The sequence below is a fragment of the Rothia mucilaginosa genome, assembly GCF_001548235.1.
GTDB lineage: Bacteria > Actinomycetota > Actinomycetes > Actinomycetales > Micrococcaceae > Rothia > Rothia mucilaginosa_B.
Genome location: NZ_AP014938.1, coordinates 1,066,195 through 1,085,264, shown reverse-complemented (window position 1 = coordinate 1,085,264; position 19,070 = coordinate 1,066,195). Strand labels below are relative to the sequence as shown.

The 19,070-nt window shown below is 60.9% G+C and carries 12 protein-coding genes; 2 read left to right on the top strand and 10 right to left on the bottom strand.

Annotated features, from left to right (window positions below):
• Positions 1-129 precede the first annotated feature (129 nt).
• The 3 genes from RM6536_RS04150 to RM6536_RS04140 all read right to left on the bottom strand — a co-directional run bounded on the left by RM6536_RS04150 (position 130) and on the right by RM6536_RS04140 (position 2,609).
• Positions 130-942 carry an HAD-IIB family hydrolase gene (locus tag RM6536_RS04150; protein WP_060824159.1) on the bottom strand — a complete coding sequence of 271 codons (813 nt, stop codon included), beginning with the start codon at positions 940-942 and terminating at the stop codon, positions 130-132.
• A 102-nt stretch (positions 943-1,044) separates the two neighbouring features.
• Complete coding sequence (locus RM6536_RS04145) at positions 1,045-1,590, bottom strand: YbhB/YbcL family Raf kinase inhibitor-like protein (RefSeq protein WP_005504213.1); 546 nt, start codon at positions 1,588-1,590, stop codon at positions 1,045-1,047.
• Positions 1,591-1,673: 83 nt separating this feature from the next.
• A complete protein-coding gene (locus tag RM6536_RS04140) occupies positions 1,674-2,609 on the bottom strand; it encodes a carbohydrate kinase family protein (protein ID WP_060824158.1) in 936 nt (311 codons plus the stop codon).
• 289 nt (positions 2,610-2,898) lie between these two features.
• On the opposite strand from RM6536_RS04140, the gene RM6536_RS04135 reads away from it, so the two are divergent.
• Positions 2,899-4,335 carry a glyceraldehyde-3-phosphate dehydrogenase gene (locus RM6536_RS04135; RefSeq protein WP_060824157.1) on the top strand — a complete coding sequence of 479 codons (1,437 nt, stop codon included), beginning with the start codon at positions 2,899-2,901 and terminating at the stop codon, positions 4,333-4,335.
• 112 nt (positions 4,336-4,447) lie between these two features.
• Here RM6536_RS04135 and RM6536_RS04130 read toward each other — a convergent pair whose 3' ends face one another.
• The 4 genes from RM6536_RS04130 to RM6536_RS04115 all read right to left on the bottom strand — a co-directional run bounded on the left by RM6536_RS04130 (position 4,448) and on the right by RM6536_RS04115 (position 14,021).
• Positions 4,448-5,644, bottom strand: a complete 1,197-nt coding sequence (locus RM6536_RS04130; RefSeq protein ID WP_060824156.1) for a putative glycoside hydrolase family 15 protein — start codon at positions 5,642-5,644, stop codon at positions 4,448-4,450.
• Positions 5,634-7,349: a GT4 family glycosyltransferase PelF gene (gene pelF / locus RM6536_RS04125; RefSeq protein WP_060824155.1), complete on the bottom strand. Its 1,716-nt coding sequence runs from the start codon at positions 7,347-7,349 to the stop codon at positions 5,634-5,636. The genes RM6536_RS04130 and pelF overlap by 11 nt, the downstream gene beginning before the upstream one ends.
• A 33-nt stretch (positions 7,350-7,382) precedes the next feature.
• On the bottom strand, positions 7,383-8,738 hold the full coding sequence (locus RM6536_RS04120; RefSeq protein WP_060824154.1) for a hypothetical protein: 1,356 nt from the start codon (positions 8,736-8,738) through the stop codon (positions 7,383-7,385).
• A gap of 393 nt (positions 8,739-9,131) precedes the next feature.
• Positions 9,132-14,021, bottom strand: coding sequence for an NAD-glutamate dehydrogenase (locus tag RM6536_RS04115; RefSeq protein WP_060824153.1), 4,890 nt, complete (start codon positions 14,019-14,021; stop codon positions 9,132-9,134).
• A gap of 240 nt (positions 14,022-14,261) precedes the next feature.
• Here RM6536_RS04115 and RM6536_RS04110 point away from each other — a divergent pair, with 240 nt between their 5' ends.
• Entirely contained in the window at positions 14,262-15,176 is a 915-nt protein-coding gene (locus RM6536_RS04110) for a shikimate dehydrogenase (RefSeq protein WP_060824152.1), read from the top strand.
• Positions 15,177-15,260: 84 nt separating this feature from the next.
• Here the strand turns inward: RM6536_RS04110 and RM6536_RS04105 are convergent, their stop codons facing one another.
• From RM6536_RS04105 to RM6536_RS04095, 3 genes are all read right to left on the bottom strand, one after another.
• The gene (locus RM6536_RS04105) at positions 15,261-16,553 is read right to left on the bottom strand and encodes an MFS transporter (RefSeq protein ID WP_060824151.1); all 1,293 of its coding nucleotides are present in this window, start codon (positions 16,551-16,553) and stop codon (positions 15,261-15,263) included.
• Between the two features lie 244 nt (positions 16,554-16,797).
• Complete coding sequence (locus RM6536_RS04100) at positions 16,798-17,997, bottom strand: hypothetical protein (protein WP_231918004.1); 1,200 nt, start codon at positions 17,995-17,997, stop codon at positions 16,798-16,800.
• Between the two features lie 155 nt (positions 17,998-18,152).
• Positions 18,153-19,028 (bottom strand): glycosyltransferase family 2 protein, encoded by an 876-nt coding sequence (locus RM6536_RS04095; protein ID WP_049345952.1) that lies wholly within the window; start codon positions 19,026-19,028, stop codon positions 18,153-18,155.
• Positions 19,029-19,070 lie beyond the last annotated feature (42 nt).

The window sequence follows — 19,070 nt, the reverse complement described above, 5'->3', positions numbered from 1 at the left end:
TATGTCTAGACTCAAATTTTTTATGTGTAGACATAAAAGTTTATGTCTGAGTTATGTCTGTTATGTCTGCGGAGACTCACCCAGCCGCTCATGCTGGATGGTTCATGCTAGATAACTAGTGCTAGGCGGCTAGGACCGTTCGGCGAGCATCGCCTCAATCGTCTGCGCCACACCATCCTCATGGAAGGACGGGCAGGTGCGCCCCACCTTCGCAATGAGTGCCGGCTGGCCCGAGGCCATGGCGAAGCTCTCCCCCGCCCAGCAGAGCATCTCCGCATCATTCGGCATGTCGCCAAAGGCCATCACCTCGTGCGCCTCAATGCCGTGGCGCGCCGCGAACTTCTCCAAAATCCGTCCCTTATTCACGGTCTTCGAGCCCATCTCCACGAGCGGCTCACCAACCACGCCGCGGGTCACCGACACCAGCGAACCCACCGCCTGATGCACGCGTGCCTGTAGAATATCCGGGTCCATTCCGGGCACACGAATCAGGTACTTAATGACCGGGGTTGAACCAATACGTTCGAGCGCCTCGGCGATTTTCGCCTCCACCACGCGGGCACCCTCAAGCACCTCACCGCCCTCGTACGGACCCTGAATGTAGACGGTATCCACGGTTTCAAGAGTGTAGGTGGCGTCGGGGAACATGGGCTCCAGCAGCTCGTGAGTACGGGCAATCACCACGGGATCAGCGCCGTTAACTTCTTCCACCTCGTTCGCGCCCAGGTGGTACACCACGGCACCGTTAGAGCAGATGGCGTAGGAGTCGAAGTCGGTCTGCTCGCGCAGGGGCGTGAGCCAGCGGCTCGGGCGGCCGGTGACGAAGACGATGTCAATCCCGGCGGCGCGGGCGGCCTCAAGGGCGCGCAGGGTCCGCGGACGGAACCGGAAATCGTGCCCGATGAGGGTGCCATCCAGGTCGCTGGCGATGAGTTTAATCATGCAGTGTTTGCCTTCAGTGGTGGGGTGTATCGGTGCTGGGCAGGGTGCAGGGCTGGTTAGGGCGCGGGGCTCGTTAGACTGTGCCAGCGAGCCGGTGTGCCGCTATGCCGCCGGTTCCGCGTAGGTGACGGTCAGGAACGCGCGACCCAGACCGTGGCCGAGCAGGTTAAAGTTCACGACGGCGGGGCTGGCGTTCTCGTCAATATCGAGCTTCTCCACGTCCACGGCGGTGACGCAGAAGATGTAGCGATGCGGGCCGTGACCAGCCGGAGGGGCAGCACCCAGGAAGCCCGCCACACCGGCGTCGTTGCGGTGCGTCAGAGCGCCGGCGGGTGCATCCGCGCCAGTGTCAATGCTGGTCACGTTGGCGGGAATGTTGGAGACAGTCCAGTGCCAGAAGCCGCTAGGGACCGGTGCGTCCGGGTCGAAGCAGGTCAGCACGAAGGACTTGGTGCCCTCGGGGAAGCCGCTCCAGGACAGCTGCGGGGAGCGGTCCTGACCGCCCGCCACGCCGAAAAGGGCGGAGAGCATCCATTCGGGGGCGGTGCCGCCGTCCTGAATGTCGGTGGAGGTCAGGGTGAATTCGGGCAGGTCGGGCAGGCCCGCGTAGGGTTCGCGGGGCAGGGGTGCGGTGCCAATGTTGGTCATGATGTTCCTCAGCGTTGGGGTGCGGGTGGATATGGCGACGCCGGCGGACAGAGTGAGCTATCCGCCGGCGAGGCGTAGATTATTTAGCCGTTGAGTACGGCGTCGAGTTCTTCGCGGGTGGGCGGGTTAGCGCCCGCGCGGGAAACGGTGATGCCGGCTGCGGTTGCAGAGAAACGCAGCAGGTCGGCGATGTCTTCGGCGGTCAGTGCGGCGACCTTGGAACGCGCCTCAGCGCCGGCGATACCGCGGTCGAGCAGACCCGCAATGAGTGCCGCCATGAGGGAGTCGCCTGCGCCGACGGTGTCCGCAACCTCAACGCGGTGTGCGGGCTGGCTGATGCCCTCGGGGTACTTCTTGGTGAAGGCGATGGGACCGTCTTCGCCGCGGGTGATAACCATCAGCTCTGCACCGAGGTCGAGCCACGCGCGGGCGGTGTCGTCGAGGGAGCGCTCGGGGTAGAGCCACTGCAGGTCCTCGTCGGATGCCTTCACAACGGTGGAGAGGGACACGAACTTTTCAGCCCAGGCGCGGCCCTCATCAACATTGTGGATGAGGGTGGGGCGGCAGTTCGGGTCGTAGCTGAGCAGGGCGCTGTCGCGGGCGGCTTCGAAGGCTGCGGCGACCACGTGCGCGCCAGGTTCGAGCATGGCGGCGATGGAGCCGGTGTGCACTGCATCGGAGGTGCGTGCCAGTTCGGTGAGCTTCTCGGCGACGGAGTCGAGGGACCAGGTGATGTCGAATTCGTACTCTGCTGCGCCGTCGGCACCGATAGTTGCCTGGGCGACGGAGGTGCGCTCAGCACTGTGTTCGAAGGGCAGGGTCACCTGGGATGCTTCCAGGTGTGCGTCAATGCTCTTGCCGTAGGCGTCGGGGCCGTAGTGGCCGACGAAGTTGGTGGGGTGGCCGAGGCGGCGTGCGCCCACGGCTACGTTCATGGGCGATCCGCCGGGGTAGGCGCGGGTTTCTCCGTCGTGCTGGTGGACGACGTCTACGAGTGCTTCACCGATTACAGTCAACATGGTTTCAATTTTACCTATGTTTTCCCATGTCGTGGGGTGTGTTTTTGTGGGTATTTGAAGTGGTTTTACTTTTCCTTTTGAGGGCTTGTGTTGGCTTGCCGGGCGGGTGCAGGAACTGACTTTTACCTCTTCTGACTTTTAGCCCCAATATCACTAATTTTGAGGCTCTAGAGGGGTTCGCACGGGTTAGACTTAAACCGACGCCGGGTCTTTAACGCCCGGCACGGTATTGACGCGACAGCACCGTCGCGCCTACCCTCCAACGACGAAGTTAGGAAGAAGGTCATACGTGACGACTGCAACCGCTACCTGGGTTAACCGTGAGGCTACCGCAGAGGAGCTGATCCCCCTCATCGGTAAGCTGCACCGCGAGAACGGTGTGGTGCTGAGCATTCACGGCCGTAGCCTGGTCAACAAGTCTGTCATTGAGCTGCTGAAGCTGCACGATTTTGTATCTCACATTGATGGTGCACCTCTGAACCCCGCACACACCCTGGAGCTGGTTCGCGCTCTGGCTGAGCTGAACCTGGGTGCATGCTCGATTAACATTGCTGCTCTGCACAAGGCTCACCGTGAGGCTGGCTCCCCCGAGCTGTCCATGTGGCTGCCCGAGCAGCTGGGTTCCTCCGTGAACCACCAGGGCGACCAGCCTAAGGAGCAGGACGTTGTGCTGTACGGCTTTGGTCGTATTGGTCGCCTGCTGGCTCGTATTCTGCTGGAGCGCTCCTCCTCGCCGCTGGGTTCTGGCCTGAACCTGCGCGCTGTTGTGGTGCGTAAGAACGGCGATAAGGACCTGGTCAAGCGCGCATCCCTGCTGGAGCGCGACTCTGTTCACGGCCCGTTCAAGGGCGTTATTGAGGTGGACGAGGAGAACAGCACCATCATCGCTAACGGTGTTCCGGTTCGCTTCATTTACTCCTCTGACCCGACCACTGTCGACTACACCGAGTACGGCATCAAGGACGCTCTGCTGGTGGACAACACCGGCCGCTGGCGCGACGTTCCGGGCCTTGAGCAGCACCTGAACCGCCCCGGCATTTCTCGTGTTCTGCTGACCGCTCCCGGTAAGGGCGACATGAAGAACATCGTGTTCGGCGTGAACGACAACGTCATCACCGATGAGGACAAGATCCTCTCCGCAGCATCCTGCACCACCAACGCGATTACTCCGGCACTGAAGGTTCTGGATGACGCATACGGTGTTGAGCGCGGCCACGTTGAGACCGTTCACGCATTCACCAACGATCAGAACCTGATTGATAACTTCCACAAGGGTGACCGCCGCGGTCGCTCCGCTGTGCTGAACATGGTCATCACCGAGACCGGTGCAGCGAAGGCTGTTTCTAAGGCTCTGCCGCAGCTGGAAGGCAAGCTGACCGGTAACGCGATCCGCGTTCCCACCCCGGATGTCTCCATGGCAATCCTGAACGTGAAGCTGACCAAGCCCGCAGGTTCCGCTGAGGAGCTGAACGAGCTGTTCCGCCGCGAGTCCATCGACGGCGAGCTGCGCCGCCAGGTGGGCTACTCGGATTCCCCCGAGGCTGTTTCCACCGACTTCGTGGGTTCCCGCACCGCAGGTGTTGTGGACTCGCTGGCAACCGTGGTGACCGATGACTCCGCAATTGTCTACGTCTGGTACGACAACGAGTTCGGTTACTCCTGCCAGGTGATTCGCGTTCTGGAGCGTATGGGCGGCTACGACGTCCCCTCCTACCCCGCTAAGTAAGCTACCCCAGCTCATCTAGCACACATATAACGAACCCACCGGTACATATAGCCATTTGGCTATATTGCCGGTGGGTTTGTTTATGAGGTTATATACGCAGATGAGCGGTCAATTACGCCTTACGGCGGTACACCACACCCTGATGCGCCCGCAGCGTGAAGCTCGAAGGCACCGGGCGGTTTGCCGCATCCACCAGATGAGAGGGAACCTTCACGGTCACATCCTTCGAGCCGGTGTTCAGGGCAGCCCAACCACGAGTAAAGGCACGAGTCTGAGCGGTCTTCTGAGCGATAATACCGCCGACCGGATCCCCCAGGTCGTAGGAGAGCTCCGGGGCGTGCGGGATCTCGTCGTAGGCATCGTGGTGGGTTGCGCTGATGCCGGTGAAGGCGCCTCCACCGAACACCCAGAAGCCCGCCAAACCGTAGAGGAAATTCTCATCCGTACCGGTAATCGCAGCCTTGCGGTCGCTCAGCGGGGTACGCAGAATCGTCACCTTCTTCTGCGAAGCGGCACTACGGCCACCCAGGCCCGCAAAAGTAGCACCCAGGTTCACGTCGCCCGCCGAGCCGTTCGCAATCTCACGGCCCTGCATCACGGCGTACGGCGAAGACAGGTAGTCGTTCGGACCCCAGCCGAGCCACACCTCCTCAAAGCCGCCACCGTAGGCGCTGTGACGCTCCCACTTGCCGTAACGCAGACGCGACTCAGCAATATTGGGCACCAGAATCTTGCCAATCTTATTCAGCTCAATACCGGCGTACGCGACCAGAAAATCCAGGTGCTCACGAATCTTCGTCATGGACTCCACGCCCTGAATGGGCAGGTCCAGACCGTAGTAGTCGTTCTCCACGTCGTTATCCGCCATAACCCCGTCAAAGGGCGAGTTGCGCATTTCGCGCACCACAGCGTCCACCCAGTGCCAGCGGTAGTCGGTGTTCCACACCTGCATCTGGAAGTGCTTGGGGTAGCCCTTCCACTCGATACGGTCGCCGTTGAGGCGGTGGGCGAAGAAATCCTTACCGGAGTTCGCCATCGACACAGCCAGCGGGTAAGACACACCCGAAGAATAAATCGGGCCGGGCTCGTAAGAGCGGGTGGAGGACAGGCACTTATACGCCAGCACCACCATTTGAGGTGCACGCTTCTTCAGGTAGCGTGCCGCGTCCAGTTCCCAGGGCTGCAGGATTGCGACAGAGTAGTTCTTGACCGCAAAATCGAGCTGCTTCTGGGTAATGGGCTTACCGCCGTAGCGGACCCAGGCACCAAACTTGCCGGGTCCGCCTAAACGGGTGAGTTTATTCGCCATCGTACTCCGGGTCGAATTCGGGGGCGCGAGGGGGCAGCTTGCCCAGCTCGCGGTAGATCGTGTTGTAGCGGTCCATGACCAGTTTCAGCTGGAAGAAGCTGACGATACGGTCGTAAGCGTTCACACAGTAGCGTTCGTAGATGCTGGGCTCCTCCATGAGGGTGCGCAGCGCCGCCGCGAAGCCGTGAATATCGCCGGGGATGGTCAAGATACCGCAGTTACCGATTTCGTGGCCGTCGGGGGCGACCAGCACATCATCGATGAGCTGGGACATACCGCCCACGTCGGTGCTGACCAGCGGGATGGACGCAGCCATCGCCTCGAGCGCCACGATCGGCTGACCCTCATTGTAGCTGGGCATGAGCAGCAGGTCGAAGCGGTCGAGCATCGCACGCACGTTCACGGTGCCGTGGAAGGTGATGTACTCGCCCATGTTGAGCTCTTCGATGGTGCGCAGGCACAGCTCGTAGTACTCGGGCAGGTGGTCCTTGGGGCCGAGCACGTCCAGGTGGAAGTTCACCAGGCCCTGATCGCGCAGCACCGCGAGGGAGCGAATCAGGTCGGTCAGGCCCTTAATGGGCACCACACGGGCGATGAACACGAAGCGCCACACGTGGCCGCGGCCCTCAGCGAGGATGCGCGCACGCGCCGCCTGGCGGGCGTAGTAGGCTTCCGCCACGGACTCGATGAGCATACCGTTGGGCAGGATGATTGCGCGGTCCTTCTCGCCCTCGTTCATCTGGTCGATGGGCGCACCAATACCGCGCGCCTCTTCCAGCGCCTTGGGGTACAGGTAGGTTGCCATGTCTGCACTGGGGTAGCAGAAGCGTCCCATTTCAACGAACCAGACACACCAGGCACGCTCGTCGAGGGTGACCGGGCCCAGGCCGGGGTGCTCACGCTCCTCGTTGAGGAAGGCGTAGTCGGTGGTGACGGGCTTCGCCATGTTGCGTTCGAGCTTGGTGTTCACGGTGTCGCGAATGTAGAGGTTGTGCTCGGTCAGCAGGAAGCTGGTGCCGTGGTCACGTGCGGCTGCGGCGGCGATGAGCGACGCGTAGCCGGTGGTGTGGGCGTGGTAGACGCGGGCGTGCGGCATCCGCTCGTGCAGGAGCGCAAAGAGGATGGAGACGAAATCGCGCACCTTCCAGAAGAGCTCACCGAAGGGCACCTCAGAGAAGAAACCCAGGCCCGCAATCGCCTGCATGAACTCGCGGGTTCCGAAGAGGCCGAAGAGGTTGTAGCTGCGGGTTGCGGGGTTGATGCCTTCGTCGTAGAGCTTCCAGAGGGGGTTCACGTCGCCGGCGATGAGGGCGCTGAAGCCGTCCATGAGGCGCTGGGTGAGTGCCTGACGCTCCGCAAAGCTCATGCGCAGTGCGGAGGGGTCGCAGGCTTCCGCGAAGGCGTCACGGTTGACATCCAGGCTCAGGTACAGCACCTTGACCCACTTGACGTTCTCGGGCATGCCGTAGAGGTCTTCGTGGGGGGAGTTCTTATCCCAGGCGATGTGAATAATGCCGTAGGTCAGATCCGGGTTTTCGCAGACGATATCGTGCACCACCGCAGACACACCACCCTTGAGGTAGGGGTAGGTGGATTCCATGATGATGGCGACGTCAACGTCCGGGTATTCGGGGTCGCTGTAGTGGGGGCCGGGAGCCAGAAGCTGCAGCGGCGCGTAGTGGTTTCGGTACATCTGTTCAGTCATTGTCGTATGTATCTTTCGCGGACCGTGCGGTTCTTACCAGGCGAGGGCTCGACGCCAGAAGAGGGAGTACTCAGGTGTTGCCCACGCCTGACGGTAGACGCGGTAGCACGCGAAGGTGAGCACTGCCTCGCCCACGATGATGGGCAGATAGCCGGTCTCGTTGGGCAGAATCATGAAGGAGATGAAGAGCAGCACCAGGTGCGCCGCGGAGAGCAGCTGCACGGTGACGTACATGGTCATGTACTCGATCTGGTAGATCAGCAGTGCCACTGCAACGAAGAGGAACGCGACGACCAGACCGGAGAGCGCCAGCGGGTAGGACTGCGGCAGGAAGATGTACATCAGGATGCCAGTGACAATGGCGCTGGCGATGTAAATCAGCAGGGAGTTGCGGATCGCGCGGTTAGAAGCACCCAGAGCCTTGGAAGACTCCTCCTGAACACCCTTGTAGGGCAGGCGGTCGAAGATGGTCCACAGGTGCTGGATGCTTGCGTTGACGCGGTCTGCCTCCACCACGAAGAAGTAGTTGTAGGCGATAACGCAGGGGATTAGGCTCAGGTAGATCGCCACGACGTTGATTTCGCCGCCGGTGACCAGGAAGAGCATGTACTTATCGGCCCAGATGATGGAGCCGGTGAAGAAGCCGCGCAGGGCGTCGAGCGCAATGTCCTTGAGCGGGATGCGCGCGAAGTGCAGCAGGTGCACCAGGTCCTTGCCGAGGCTCACCAGCAGGATGAGCGAACCAACCAGCGGCGGCAGGAACCATTCCTTCGGGAAGAAGTACAGGGCAAGAGTGTAACCAAGCCACGCGATGAACCAGATGATGCGGTTCTTCGCAAGGTTCGGGATGACCAGCAGCTGCGCGAACGCGATGTTGAGAACGCCCAGGACGAAGAACGCGCCGAATGCAGTCGGGGTCCAGTGCAGGACGAGGGCGACCGGTACGGCAAAGATCAGTACCAGCGGCATGGTCATGAAGAAGAGGTAAAGCCAGTTGCGGGTGAACGCGGTCAGGTCGGTAATGTCCTGGAACTGCGGTTCGGACATGCGTGCGCGTACGGCTCGCGCTTCGGCGCGCTTGAGCTGGTGCTCAAGGGTTTCAGCGTGAATGCGCAGGCCTTCGCGGGCGTCCGCAATCTTCTTGTGCTCCATCTGGATAGCACGGTACAGGGGCAGGCAGGCCGCCTGGCTGAGCCAAGGAACGGTAATGGACGCTGCCAGGATCACCTGGATCAGGGGGACACCATCGAGGTTGTACCGGTTAATGGTCGGGGTGACGATGGGGAAGACGGTGGTCAGCAGTGCGACCGGAGAGACGTAAAGCAGAAAGTTAATGAGGAGGCGCCATACGCTGTTGCTTTTTTCCTCAGTACCGTGGTTGGTAGACAATCTTGCAGACTTTCAGTCGATAATCGTAAAGATTAGGGGCAGTGTGTTTTTGGTTGGTAGCACCGCCTCACGTGCCGCAGAGTGGGGATTCGTCATGCCGAGAAGTGCCGGGTCCCCATGGCTTGCGCTGATGCCGCCGTGAATCAATATACGGCATATATCAACTAAAACCTTTGGTTTCCTTAACCCTCTACTTGATATTTGAAGGGATTTAGGACACATTTCTACACTGCATTTAGTGTAAAAACGTATCGTTCCTTGTCAGAGGTTTCTGCATAGATTTTGCGATATCCCTCCCCCTGTACAAACTCCCCCTGTGCAAAAGCATCCCGGCCCCTCCGATTGGAGAGAACCGGGATGCTTTATACAGCGACCCGCAAGGGTCTTAGCTGATTAGGATGCGCTCGAGAGAGTACGCAGTGCCACAGACACCACAGCCAGGCGCGGGTGACCGGTGACGTCCGGAGCAGCTTCGCGAATCTCCTTCAGGATGCGGTCAATGTTGCCCACGCGGGTCGGGTGGCTCTCAATCCACTCAGCCAGTGCCTTCTGGGCGCCGTCAACAGTGGAGAAGTCACCCTTCGCGCCTTCAGCCACGGACAGTGCCAACTCTGCAGCGGTCTCGTAGAGGCTGCCGCGCAGTGCCTGACGTGCCAGGATCTCCCAGCGGTCACTACGGGGAAGCTCGGAGATGAGGCCGAGCAGCTCGTCCACCTTGAAGCGGTCGTAGGTTGCGAAGTAGACCGGTGCCAGCGAGGTTGCCTCGAAGTCGTGGTCGCGTGCCGAACGGATGACGTCCAGCAGGGCGTAGCCCTCGAAGCCGCGAATCCAGATGACGATGAGTTCCTCGGGCAGACCCCATGCCTCGCCTGCGTCACGCTTTGCACGAACACGCTCGCGGGAAGTACCGGAGAGGTACTCGGGCAGGTTGTGGCGCATCTCGACGACGGGGCCGAAGGTCTCCAGCAGCTCGGAGATGCTGGTGCCTGCAACTACCCCACGCTCGGTGATGAACCAGCGGACTGCACGATCCAGAACGCGCTGGTTGTCACGCAGGACGGTGAACCATGCATCCAGCGGGGTCTTCGGGGGCAGTTCGCGGTGCAGCTTAGCTGCGGTGCCCAGCTCGAAGAGTTCGCGAGCGACGATGAAGGCGCGTGCGACGGAATCGATACCGACGTTGAACTCCTCCATCACGCGGTATGCGAAGGTGATACCGCCGATGTTGACCAGCTCGTTAGCGACGCGGGTGCAGATGATTTCCTTACGCAGCGGGTGCGAATCCAGGTGCTGACCGAAGCGCTCGACCAGTGCTGCCGGGAAGTAGCTGCGCAGAACGCCTTCCAGGTAGGGGTCGTCCGCGAAGTCGGTCTGCTCCAGTGCGTGGGTGAGGTAAATCTTCACGTACGCAGCCAGGACGGACAGCTCGGGGCGGGTCAGACGGTCGCCGGTGGTCTCCAGGCGAATATCCAGCTCCTCGTCGGTGGGCAGGAACTCGACGGCGCGGTTCAGGCCGGCGTGCTCCTCCAGGTCGTGCATGAGGCGCTTGTACAGGTTGGTGCCCAGGAAGGAACCGTGGAACTCGCCCTGCAGCAGAACGTTCTGCTCGACGTTGGTGCCGAGCACCTTGCCGCCCACCTCGTCCTGCAGGGACTCGATGAAGGAAGCACGCTCTTCAACGGGCAGTTCGCCGTGTGCCACGAGGCGGTCCACCAGAATCTTGATGTTGACCTCGCGGTCACTGGTTTCCACACCTGCGGAGTTGTCGATTGCGTCGGTGTTGAGGATGACGCCGTTGCGCGCAGCCTCAATACGACCCAGCTGGGTGAAGCCGAGGTTACCACCCTCGCCAACGATCTTGGCGCGCAGGTCCTTGCCGTTGACACGCAGTGCATCGTTAGCCTTGTCGCCCACCTGTGCGTTGGTCTCGGTGGAAGCCTTCACGTAGGTACCGATACCACCGTTGTAAATCAGGTCGACCGGTGCCTTGAGGATGGCAGAAATCAGCTCGGTCGGTGCCAGCTCGGTGACGGACTCGTCCAGGCCCAGAACCTCGCGCACCTCGGGGGTGATCTCAATGGACTTCAGGCCGCGAGAGTACACGCCACCACCTGCGGAAATCAGGTCGCGGTTGTAGTCCTGCCAGGAGGAACGGGGCAGGTCGTACAGGCGCTGACGCTCGTCGAAGGAGACAGCCGCGTTGGGGTTCGGGTCCAGGAAGATGTCGCGGTGGTCGAATGCTGCGACCAGGCGGGTTGCCTTGGAGCGGAGCAGACCGTTACCGAACACGTCACCGGACATGTCGCCGATGCCGACTGCGGTGAACTCTTCAGTCTGAGCGTCGTGGCCGAGCTCAGCGAAGTGACGCTTGACGGACTCCCATGCACCGCGTGCGGTGATGCCCATTGCCTTGTGGTCGTAGCCGACGGAGCCGCCGGATGCGAAGGCGTCGCCCAGCCAGAAGCCGCGCTCCAGGCTGATTGCGTTTGCGGTGTCGGAGAATGCCGCGGTGCCCTTATCCGCTGCAACCACCAGGTAGTAGTCGTCAGCGTCGCGTGCCACAACACCCTCGGGGCGGACAACGGTCTCGGAGCCGTCATTGCCAACTGCGAGGTTGTCGGTGACGTCCAGCAGGGAGCCGATGAAGACCTTGTAGGACTCGCGGCCCTCGGTGATCCATGCGTCGCGATCCACTGCGGGGTCGGGCAGCTGCTTGGGGTAGAAGCCACCCTTCGCGCCGGTGGGGATAATGACGGCGTTCTTCACCATCTGTGCCTTGACCAGGCCCAGAACCTCGGTGCGGAAGTCGTCACGGCGGTCCGACCAGCGCAGGCCACCACGTGCGACGCTACCGAAGCGCAGGTGAACACCCTCAACGCGCGGGGAGTAGACGAAAATCTCGAACTTGGGGCGGGGCAGGGGTGCGAAGTCGATCTCCTGCGGTGCCACCTTGAATGCGAGTGCGGGGCGGTCAGCCAGGTATGCGTTGGTGCGCAGGATTGCGCGGATAACCTTGCCGAGGGAGCGCAGGTAGCGGTCAGCGTCCAGGGTGGGGATCTGGTTCAGTTCCTCAACCAGGGCTGCTTCGATTTCCTCACGGCGTGCGTTGCGCTGCTCATCGTTGAGACCGTTGTTCGGGTCGAAGCTGACCTCGAAGAACTCGACCAGGTGCTTGGTGATGGCCGGGTTAGCGAGCAGGGTGTTCGACATGAAGGATGGAGTGTAGCCCAGGCCCAGCTGAATTAGGTAGTGGTTCAGAGCACGGAACAGACGTACTTCCTGCCAGGTCAGGCCCTCAGCCAGGATCAGGCGGTCCAGGGTATCGGACTCGCGCTCACCGAGCAGGTAGGCGTTCAGGGCATCCTCGTACAGGGAAGCCACAGCGTTTGCGTCCACGCCCTCGGGGAACTGGACCCCAAAGTCGTAGAGGTAGCCGTAGTCTTCGCCGTCCTCAGGCTTGAACTCGTAGGGCTTCTGATCAACAACGACCAGGCCCATATTCTGCATAACCGGCAGAAGCTCGGTGAGGGTGTGAGGTGCGGACAGGTAGGTCTTCAGTCGGGTGGTGTTGGCTTCGCCGGCTTCAACCTTGATTGCGGCGGGCTTCTGGCCCGAGAGAGATTCAAGAATCACGATATCCTCGATTGCTTGTTCTACTGTGTAATCGGCTCGGTAGGCTGCGCTCGTCGCATCTGCCCAGGCTGATGCGAGTCGGCGGCCTTCCGCTCCGGGTTTCCATGCCTCAATAGCAGCTGCGGTTGCTTCCACCCAGGAGCGGGCGGCTTCTTGCAGTCGCTTTTCGAGAGCTTGATGATCCGTCTTCGGCACATCGTTGGGGTTGGTGAGTCGAATGCGGAAAAATAGGCGCGCCAACGATGAGGAGGACAGGTACACCTCATGGTCGATGGCACTAAGATCAAATTCCTGTTGGAACACCCGCTGGATTCGCGCACACACGTTCGTGTTGTAGCGGTCCCGAGGCAGGTACACCACGGCGGAAATAAACCGGTTGAACATGTCAGCGCGCAGGAACAGGCGGGTCTTGCGGCGCTCCTCCAGGCCCATGATGCCGCCAAAAGTTTCGGTCAAATCATTAGCGGAAGCGTGCAGCAGTTCCAGGCGGGGGTAATCCTCCAAGGCACCCAGAAGCGCCTTGTCAGAGTAAGAACCGGGGTGGTAGCCGAGGCGGCGGCGCACCATCGCGATACGCTCACGCACCAGCGGAGTCTCAATAGCGGGCAACGCGTACGCCTGGCGGGTGAACAGACCCAAAATGACGTACTCACCAATCACGCGGCCGTTCAGGTCGAAGCGGCGCACGCCAATGTAGTCCAGGTAGTCGTTGCGTGCGACGGTGGAGCGAGAGTTCGCCTTCGTGATGTACAGCGGGCGCGGGAACAGGGCGCGCTCCAGAGTCTCGCCTGAGAGCGGGATGCGGCTCTTACCCTCCGTGGTGCGCAGAATACCGAGCGCCGAACCGGGGCGGTCCACCAGAGAAATAGCGCCGGAGGTGCCATCCAGCACGCGCTCCTTAACACCCATAAACACGAAGTTGCCGCGGGTCAGCCAGCGCAGGAAGTCCTGTGCCACCTCCACACGGGAGGCAGGCTCCACACCGCGCGGGTTGGCGGCGTAGGATTCCTCGCCGTGACCCAGGGTTGCGCCGCGCAGGTCGTACATGGACTGCGCCAGGTCGAAAACGCGGGCGACCATAGCATCCAGGTCGGTGTGGCAGGCACGAACGTCAGCGAGGACGCGTTCAACTTCCTTCTCGCAGCGGCGCTGCTCTTCCTCAGTGAGGTAGCGGGTCAGGCGAACCGCAATCCAGGCTTCAATAGCGACAGTGGTACCCGCCGGGGCGTTCTCGCTGAGCTTGAGGGAGGGCACGCCAAGAGTGGCGGTATCACCGCTGGCAAGGTTGCCGCGCATGCCGGTGCCACGCAGGCTCAGAAGGGTACCGTCCGGGCCGCGTTCAGCGAGGAAGGTGGGGTGAAGAATGGTGACGAAACCACCAAAGTGTGCGGCAAGGCATGCGGTCAGGGAGCTGACGATGTGCGGCATGTCGTCGGTCGCGACGTATAGGGTGGTGTTGTACTCGTCGTTGCGTGCGGCAACGACAGCGGTCTTAGGCAGGCGGATTTGAGCCAGCGCACGGTGGGTGCGAGCCAAATCCTCTAACTCTGCCGGGGTGAACTCTTCACGCTCATCTTCGGGGCTGTTCAGGAAATACTGCTCGACCCATGCATCGGCGCCAGCGAAGTGTGCCATAGCCTTGTCAGTCATTGACAATCTATCCTCCGAATATCGGTATCACTTCACTGTGACGGTGTCTGTGTGGTCTCATGTGCGCGCCGTGGCGCGCGAGCACTTATACCAAGCTTATACCTTCGAGGTGTTTCTGTCAGACATATCGCTCTTGTGGGCGTAGAAATTATTTTTATCTTCTTCCCAACTCCAGCGCGCATTTGGTACGGGTTCAAGAAAGTAGGTGCATCTTACGAGGCGGACACGTACAGTGAAACTATGAGTTTGCGTACTGAATCTTTCCTAGTGGGCCTCATTGGTGACGGCATCACCTCCTCCCTGACCCCTCCCATGCACGAGGCAGAGGCGGACGCGCACGGGGTGCGCTACCTGTACCGCCCCGTCGACCTGGACGCCCTGAACCTGGATGGCGCCTCCGCCCCGGCGCTTCTGGATGCGGCGGCACTGCTCGGCTTCAACGCTTTCAACATCACGCACCCGTGCAAGCAGTCGGTCATGGAGCACCTGCACGAGCTTTCGGATGCGGCACGCGCCCTGGGCGCGGTCAATTGCGTAGTGATCGGCGAGGACGGCAGCTTCTACGGCGACAACACGGACTACTCCGGGTTCATTGCGGGATTGAAGCGCGGCCTGCCGCAGGTGGCGGAGAACCCGGCGCGCCTGGAGCACGTGGTGCAGCTGGGTGCTGGCGGTGCCGGTAGCGCCACGGCGTACGCCCTGTGCCGCCTGGGGGTGCGCCGTCTGAGTCTCTTTGAGCGTGACGCGGCGAAAGCGCAGGAGCTTGCGGAGCAGCTGGGCGGGCTCTTCCCGCAGACCCGGGTCGAGGTGCTGAGCGACGACGAGCACTTGATTGAAGCTCTACTACAAGCTCAGGGTTTGGTGAACGCAACCCCGGTGGGCATGCACGTGCATCCGGGTATGCCGTTGAGCGAGTCGGCGCTGAGTGCCGGGGTGTTGCGTGAAGGCCTGTGGGTTGCGGATGTCATCTATCTGCCGCAACAGACGCAGCTGGTGCGCGCGGCGCGTACCGCCGGATGCGAGGTGCTAACGGGTGGCTACATGGCGGTGGGTCAGGCGGTGGATGCGTTCCGCCTCTTCACCGGGCTGGAACCGAACGCTGAGCGTATGGCGGCGCATTTTGAGACGCTGATTGCGGCTCAGCAGGGGGCTTAGAAGGTTAAACACGCAGGTGGGGATGGATAGCTAACTATCCAGCCCCACCTGTATTTATTCTATATATGGAATATATTGTTCGGGTTATGCATCCAGCTCAGCCAGGGACTTCTTGTACCCTTCACGAGCCGTCAGCGCACCCAACGCCACGAGCGCGCACATGGCAACCGTGAACACGGCGGGCAGCACCGCGTTATGCAGGTCGGCACCGGCGAGGCTCGTCGCCACGGCGGGGGCGACGCCTCCAGAAATTGCGAAGCCAATTTGGGTACCCAACGCCAGGCCGGTCACGCGCACGCGGGTCGGGAACATCTCCGCATAGAAGGCGGGCCACACGCCGTTCGCCATGGAGTACAGCGCACCGTGCATGAGCACGCCGTAGGCGAAGATACCCACCCAGTTACCCTCGGTAATCGCGCCGAGGTACGGGAACATCACCAGGGACGAAGCAACCGCACCGGTAATGAACACGGGCTTACGACCAATCCGGTCGGCAAGCATGGCGGCGAGCGGAATCGCAATCAGACCGAGGGTGTTGGAGGCGACCGGCACCAGCAGCATGGTGCTGCGGTCAAGGCCGTAACCCTTGGTGGCGAAGGAAAGCGCGAAGGTCGTGAAGACCATGTTCACGGTGTTGACCATGGCGCACACGGCGATGGTGAGTACGGCGCGCTTGTGGTGCTTGAAGACCAGCATGAGCGGGGATTCGGTGAGCTTTTCGCGCTGCAGGTAGGCGGGCGGCTCGGAGAGGGTGCGGCGAATCAGCCAGGCGGTCACCACCACAAAGGCGGAGAGCCAGAAGGGTACGCGCCAGCCCCAGCTAAGCAGGTGCTCGTCCGGCAGGGCGGCGAAGGGAATGAACACGGCGGTTGCCAGCAGCGAGCCGAACTGGGTGCCCTGCAGGGTCCAGCTGGTGGTGAAGGCGCGCTGATGCTCGTTGGCGTGCTCCAGGGAGATGGAGATGGAGCTTGCCTGCTCACCGGCAGCGGAGAGGCCCTGAAGCATACGGCAGGCAACCAGCAGGGTGGGTGCGATAATGCCCGCCTCACTGTAGGTCGGCAGGCAACCAATCGCGAAGGTGGCGGCACCCATCAGGAAGAGCGTGAGCATGAGGACGAATCGGCGGCCGTAGCGGTCTCCGAGGGGGCCAACGATCATGGCACCGAAGGGTCGCACAACGTAAGCGACGCCCACAACCACCATGGACTTGAGGATGCCAATGGCGGGGGTGTCTTCGGGGAAGAAGATGCGGTTGAGCACGATTGCGGCGGCGGTGCCGTAGACGGCGAAGTCGTAGTATTCGAGGGCGGAGCCTATCCAGCTGGCAAGGGCGGCTCGTCGTGGTGATCGGGCGGGCGCGTCGGTGCGTCGGCTCATGGGTGGCTCCTTCGGTGGTTTACCCGCTGGGAGGGGCGGGGCCGCGGTGTGGGCGGCCCGTGCAGTCTGTCAATGTGCCCTTTTAGTCTAGGGAGCACCCAGCGCATTTTCCATAGGTTAACCTAAGTTCCCAGAGTGTGAAGTAGTAATAGCGGGCTGATACCCCTAGCCCCAGCCAGCTCATAAGCGATAAAGAAATGAGGGGTTGAGCATAATATCTGCTCAACCCCTCATCATTTATTTATTAAATACTCTCCATCTCAGCGTTGCCGCTACTCGACACAGAACGCGCATGCCATACCATCGCAACCACATGTACTAGCAGGCCAAGCATCGGCCCCGCATACAGGGCAAGAAGAGTGCGAGTCAGAAGAGGCAACGGCGACACCGCCACCACACAAGCAACCACAGCCGCCAGCGCCCAACCAGCCACATACGAACGGTGCATATTCAACGCAATCACCAGCGACCCCGACAGCACCAGAAGCGCCAGGAAAGCAGAAGCAAACACCAGAAGCGCAAGCACCGGAGAAATCACCACCTGAGCGTACGCTTCAACCTCTGAAGGCTTCGGCGGATAAAGCAGACCAAACAGCCACGGCCCCAGCACATAAGCCGCCACAGCGCCCACAAGACCCACACCCAACAGCGCACCAGCAGGCTTCGCAAAAGCACGCAACGGATGGTTCTGCTGCTTCAAGAAAGCAGACACCGCCACACCCTGAAAAGCCTGCAAAGGAATCATAATCGGCGAGCGCGTAATCGAAATCGCGAGAATCAGAACCGCCAAAATAACCTGTTGCAACGGGTCATTTGAATCGATGCTAACGTTCAGCAGAAGCGGCAAGCCCATCATAAGAACCGCGTTAGCGGTGGACGACCCCATCGACAGCGTGTAGTTATACAGCAGACGACCCGCGGAAACATCCGCACGAGAGCTAAAAACTCGCCGAGCTTCTGGAAGCAGAAGCACCATCAGCAGCCACAGAAGCACCGGAGAAACCGCTGCGGCTTCAAGACCGATTAGATGTGCAGAGACCAGACCGACCGCGCAGATAGCTACGATACGCCAAATAGCGTCGAACCCCGACACACTCGCGAAGAGGTACCAGCTTTCCTGGCCAGCAGCCGCACCGTAGAGAGTCATGTGCATAGCGTAGAGAGCCACACCAACACTCAGAAGAAGCACACCGCTAAACCCGCTCAAGGGAATCTGGGCAGAAGCCCACAGAGGGCTCGTTGCTAAGGTCAGACCGCCCACAATAAGGCCTACCAGAGCACCCACGGGGGCAATACGCGCACCTGTTTTACCATCGCGGCGTGCAGTGCCCACAGCGCGGGTAGCTTCCTGCTGGATACCTACCACCACGCCGTAGAGGGCAAAAAGAAGCGACCAGAAGAGAAGGAATTCCGTCAGGCTTTCGCCCTCCAGAAACCGTTTCACAATAACGGTAATTCCCAAAGAAGATAGTGCAGCTAAACCGGACGATCCCAAAATTGCCATTGAATGACCACGAGTCATTTTCTTCGGTTGGGATTCTACCGATGATTCCACACTATCTCCGTTCTCTGCTGGTCGCACCTATTAGATTGAAGTCTTTACTTTACGACGTGCTCGGCAAGGTTCTTAACACCCTGCCACTTCTTCGCCAGAGCCGCCTTCGGCAGCAGAGTCAGCGCGTGAGCACGCGAAGAGAAACGAATACGAGCCACGCGGGCAGCCTTCGTCCAACCCAGGGCAGTCATCTCTTCAACCATGGTGTTGTAGTAGCGGCGCTCCTCCTCAAAGCGGGTACCCTCCAGGGCACGCCAGGACGAGTCAGAGCCACCGTGGCGGCGGTACATGAACGCGACCTGCGGGTCGTAGTACAGGGAGCCGCCGCGCATCGTAATGTCGAGGATCAGCGCCATGTCCTGGATAACGTTCAGGCCCTCGCGGAAGCCGGTGCCCACGATAGCGTCCTTACGCCAGCCCAGGGACGGGAAGTAGAACCACGCGCCGCGCAGCAGGGAGGTAGCCAGCTCCTCACCCTGCAGAACAGCCTCACCCTTGGGGCGGTAGAACGCCTTAGTCTGCTCCACCAGAGTGTTCGACAGGCCGTTGTTCTCATCAATCACAACCACGCCGGGCTGGAAGATGGACGCCTCGGGGTGCTTAGCCGCCGCATCCACAAGCCACTGCACGTAGTTGGGGAGCATAACGTCGTCAGCACCCATGACGGTGACCAGCTCGTTCTCCACGAAGGTCAAGCACTTGCGGTAGTTCGCGTTCGCACCCAGGTTGGTTTCATTACGCATGTAGGTGATGCGCTCGTCCTTCAGCGACTCGAACCAGCCGGGGATCGAATCATCCGGGTAGCCGTCATCGACAACAATCAGACGCCAGTCCGGGTTGGTCTGACCGACCACAGACAGCACAGCCTGCTTCATCATGGCGACGTCGCCGTAGTAGGGGAACAGAATATCAACGGTCATGAGGTATTACTCCAACTCACAAAAATGGAAAGTCTCGACAGT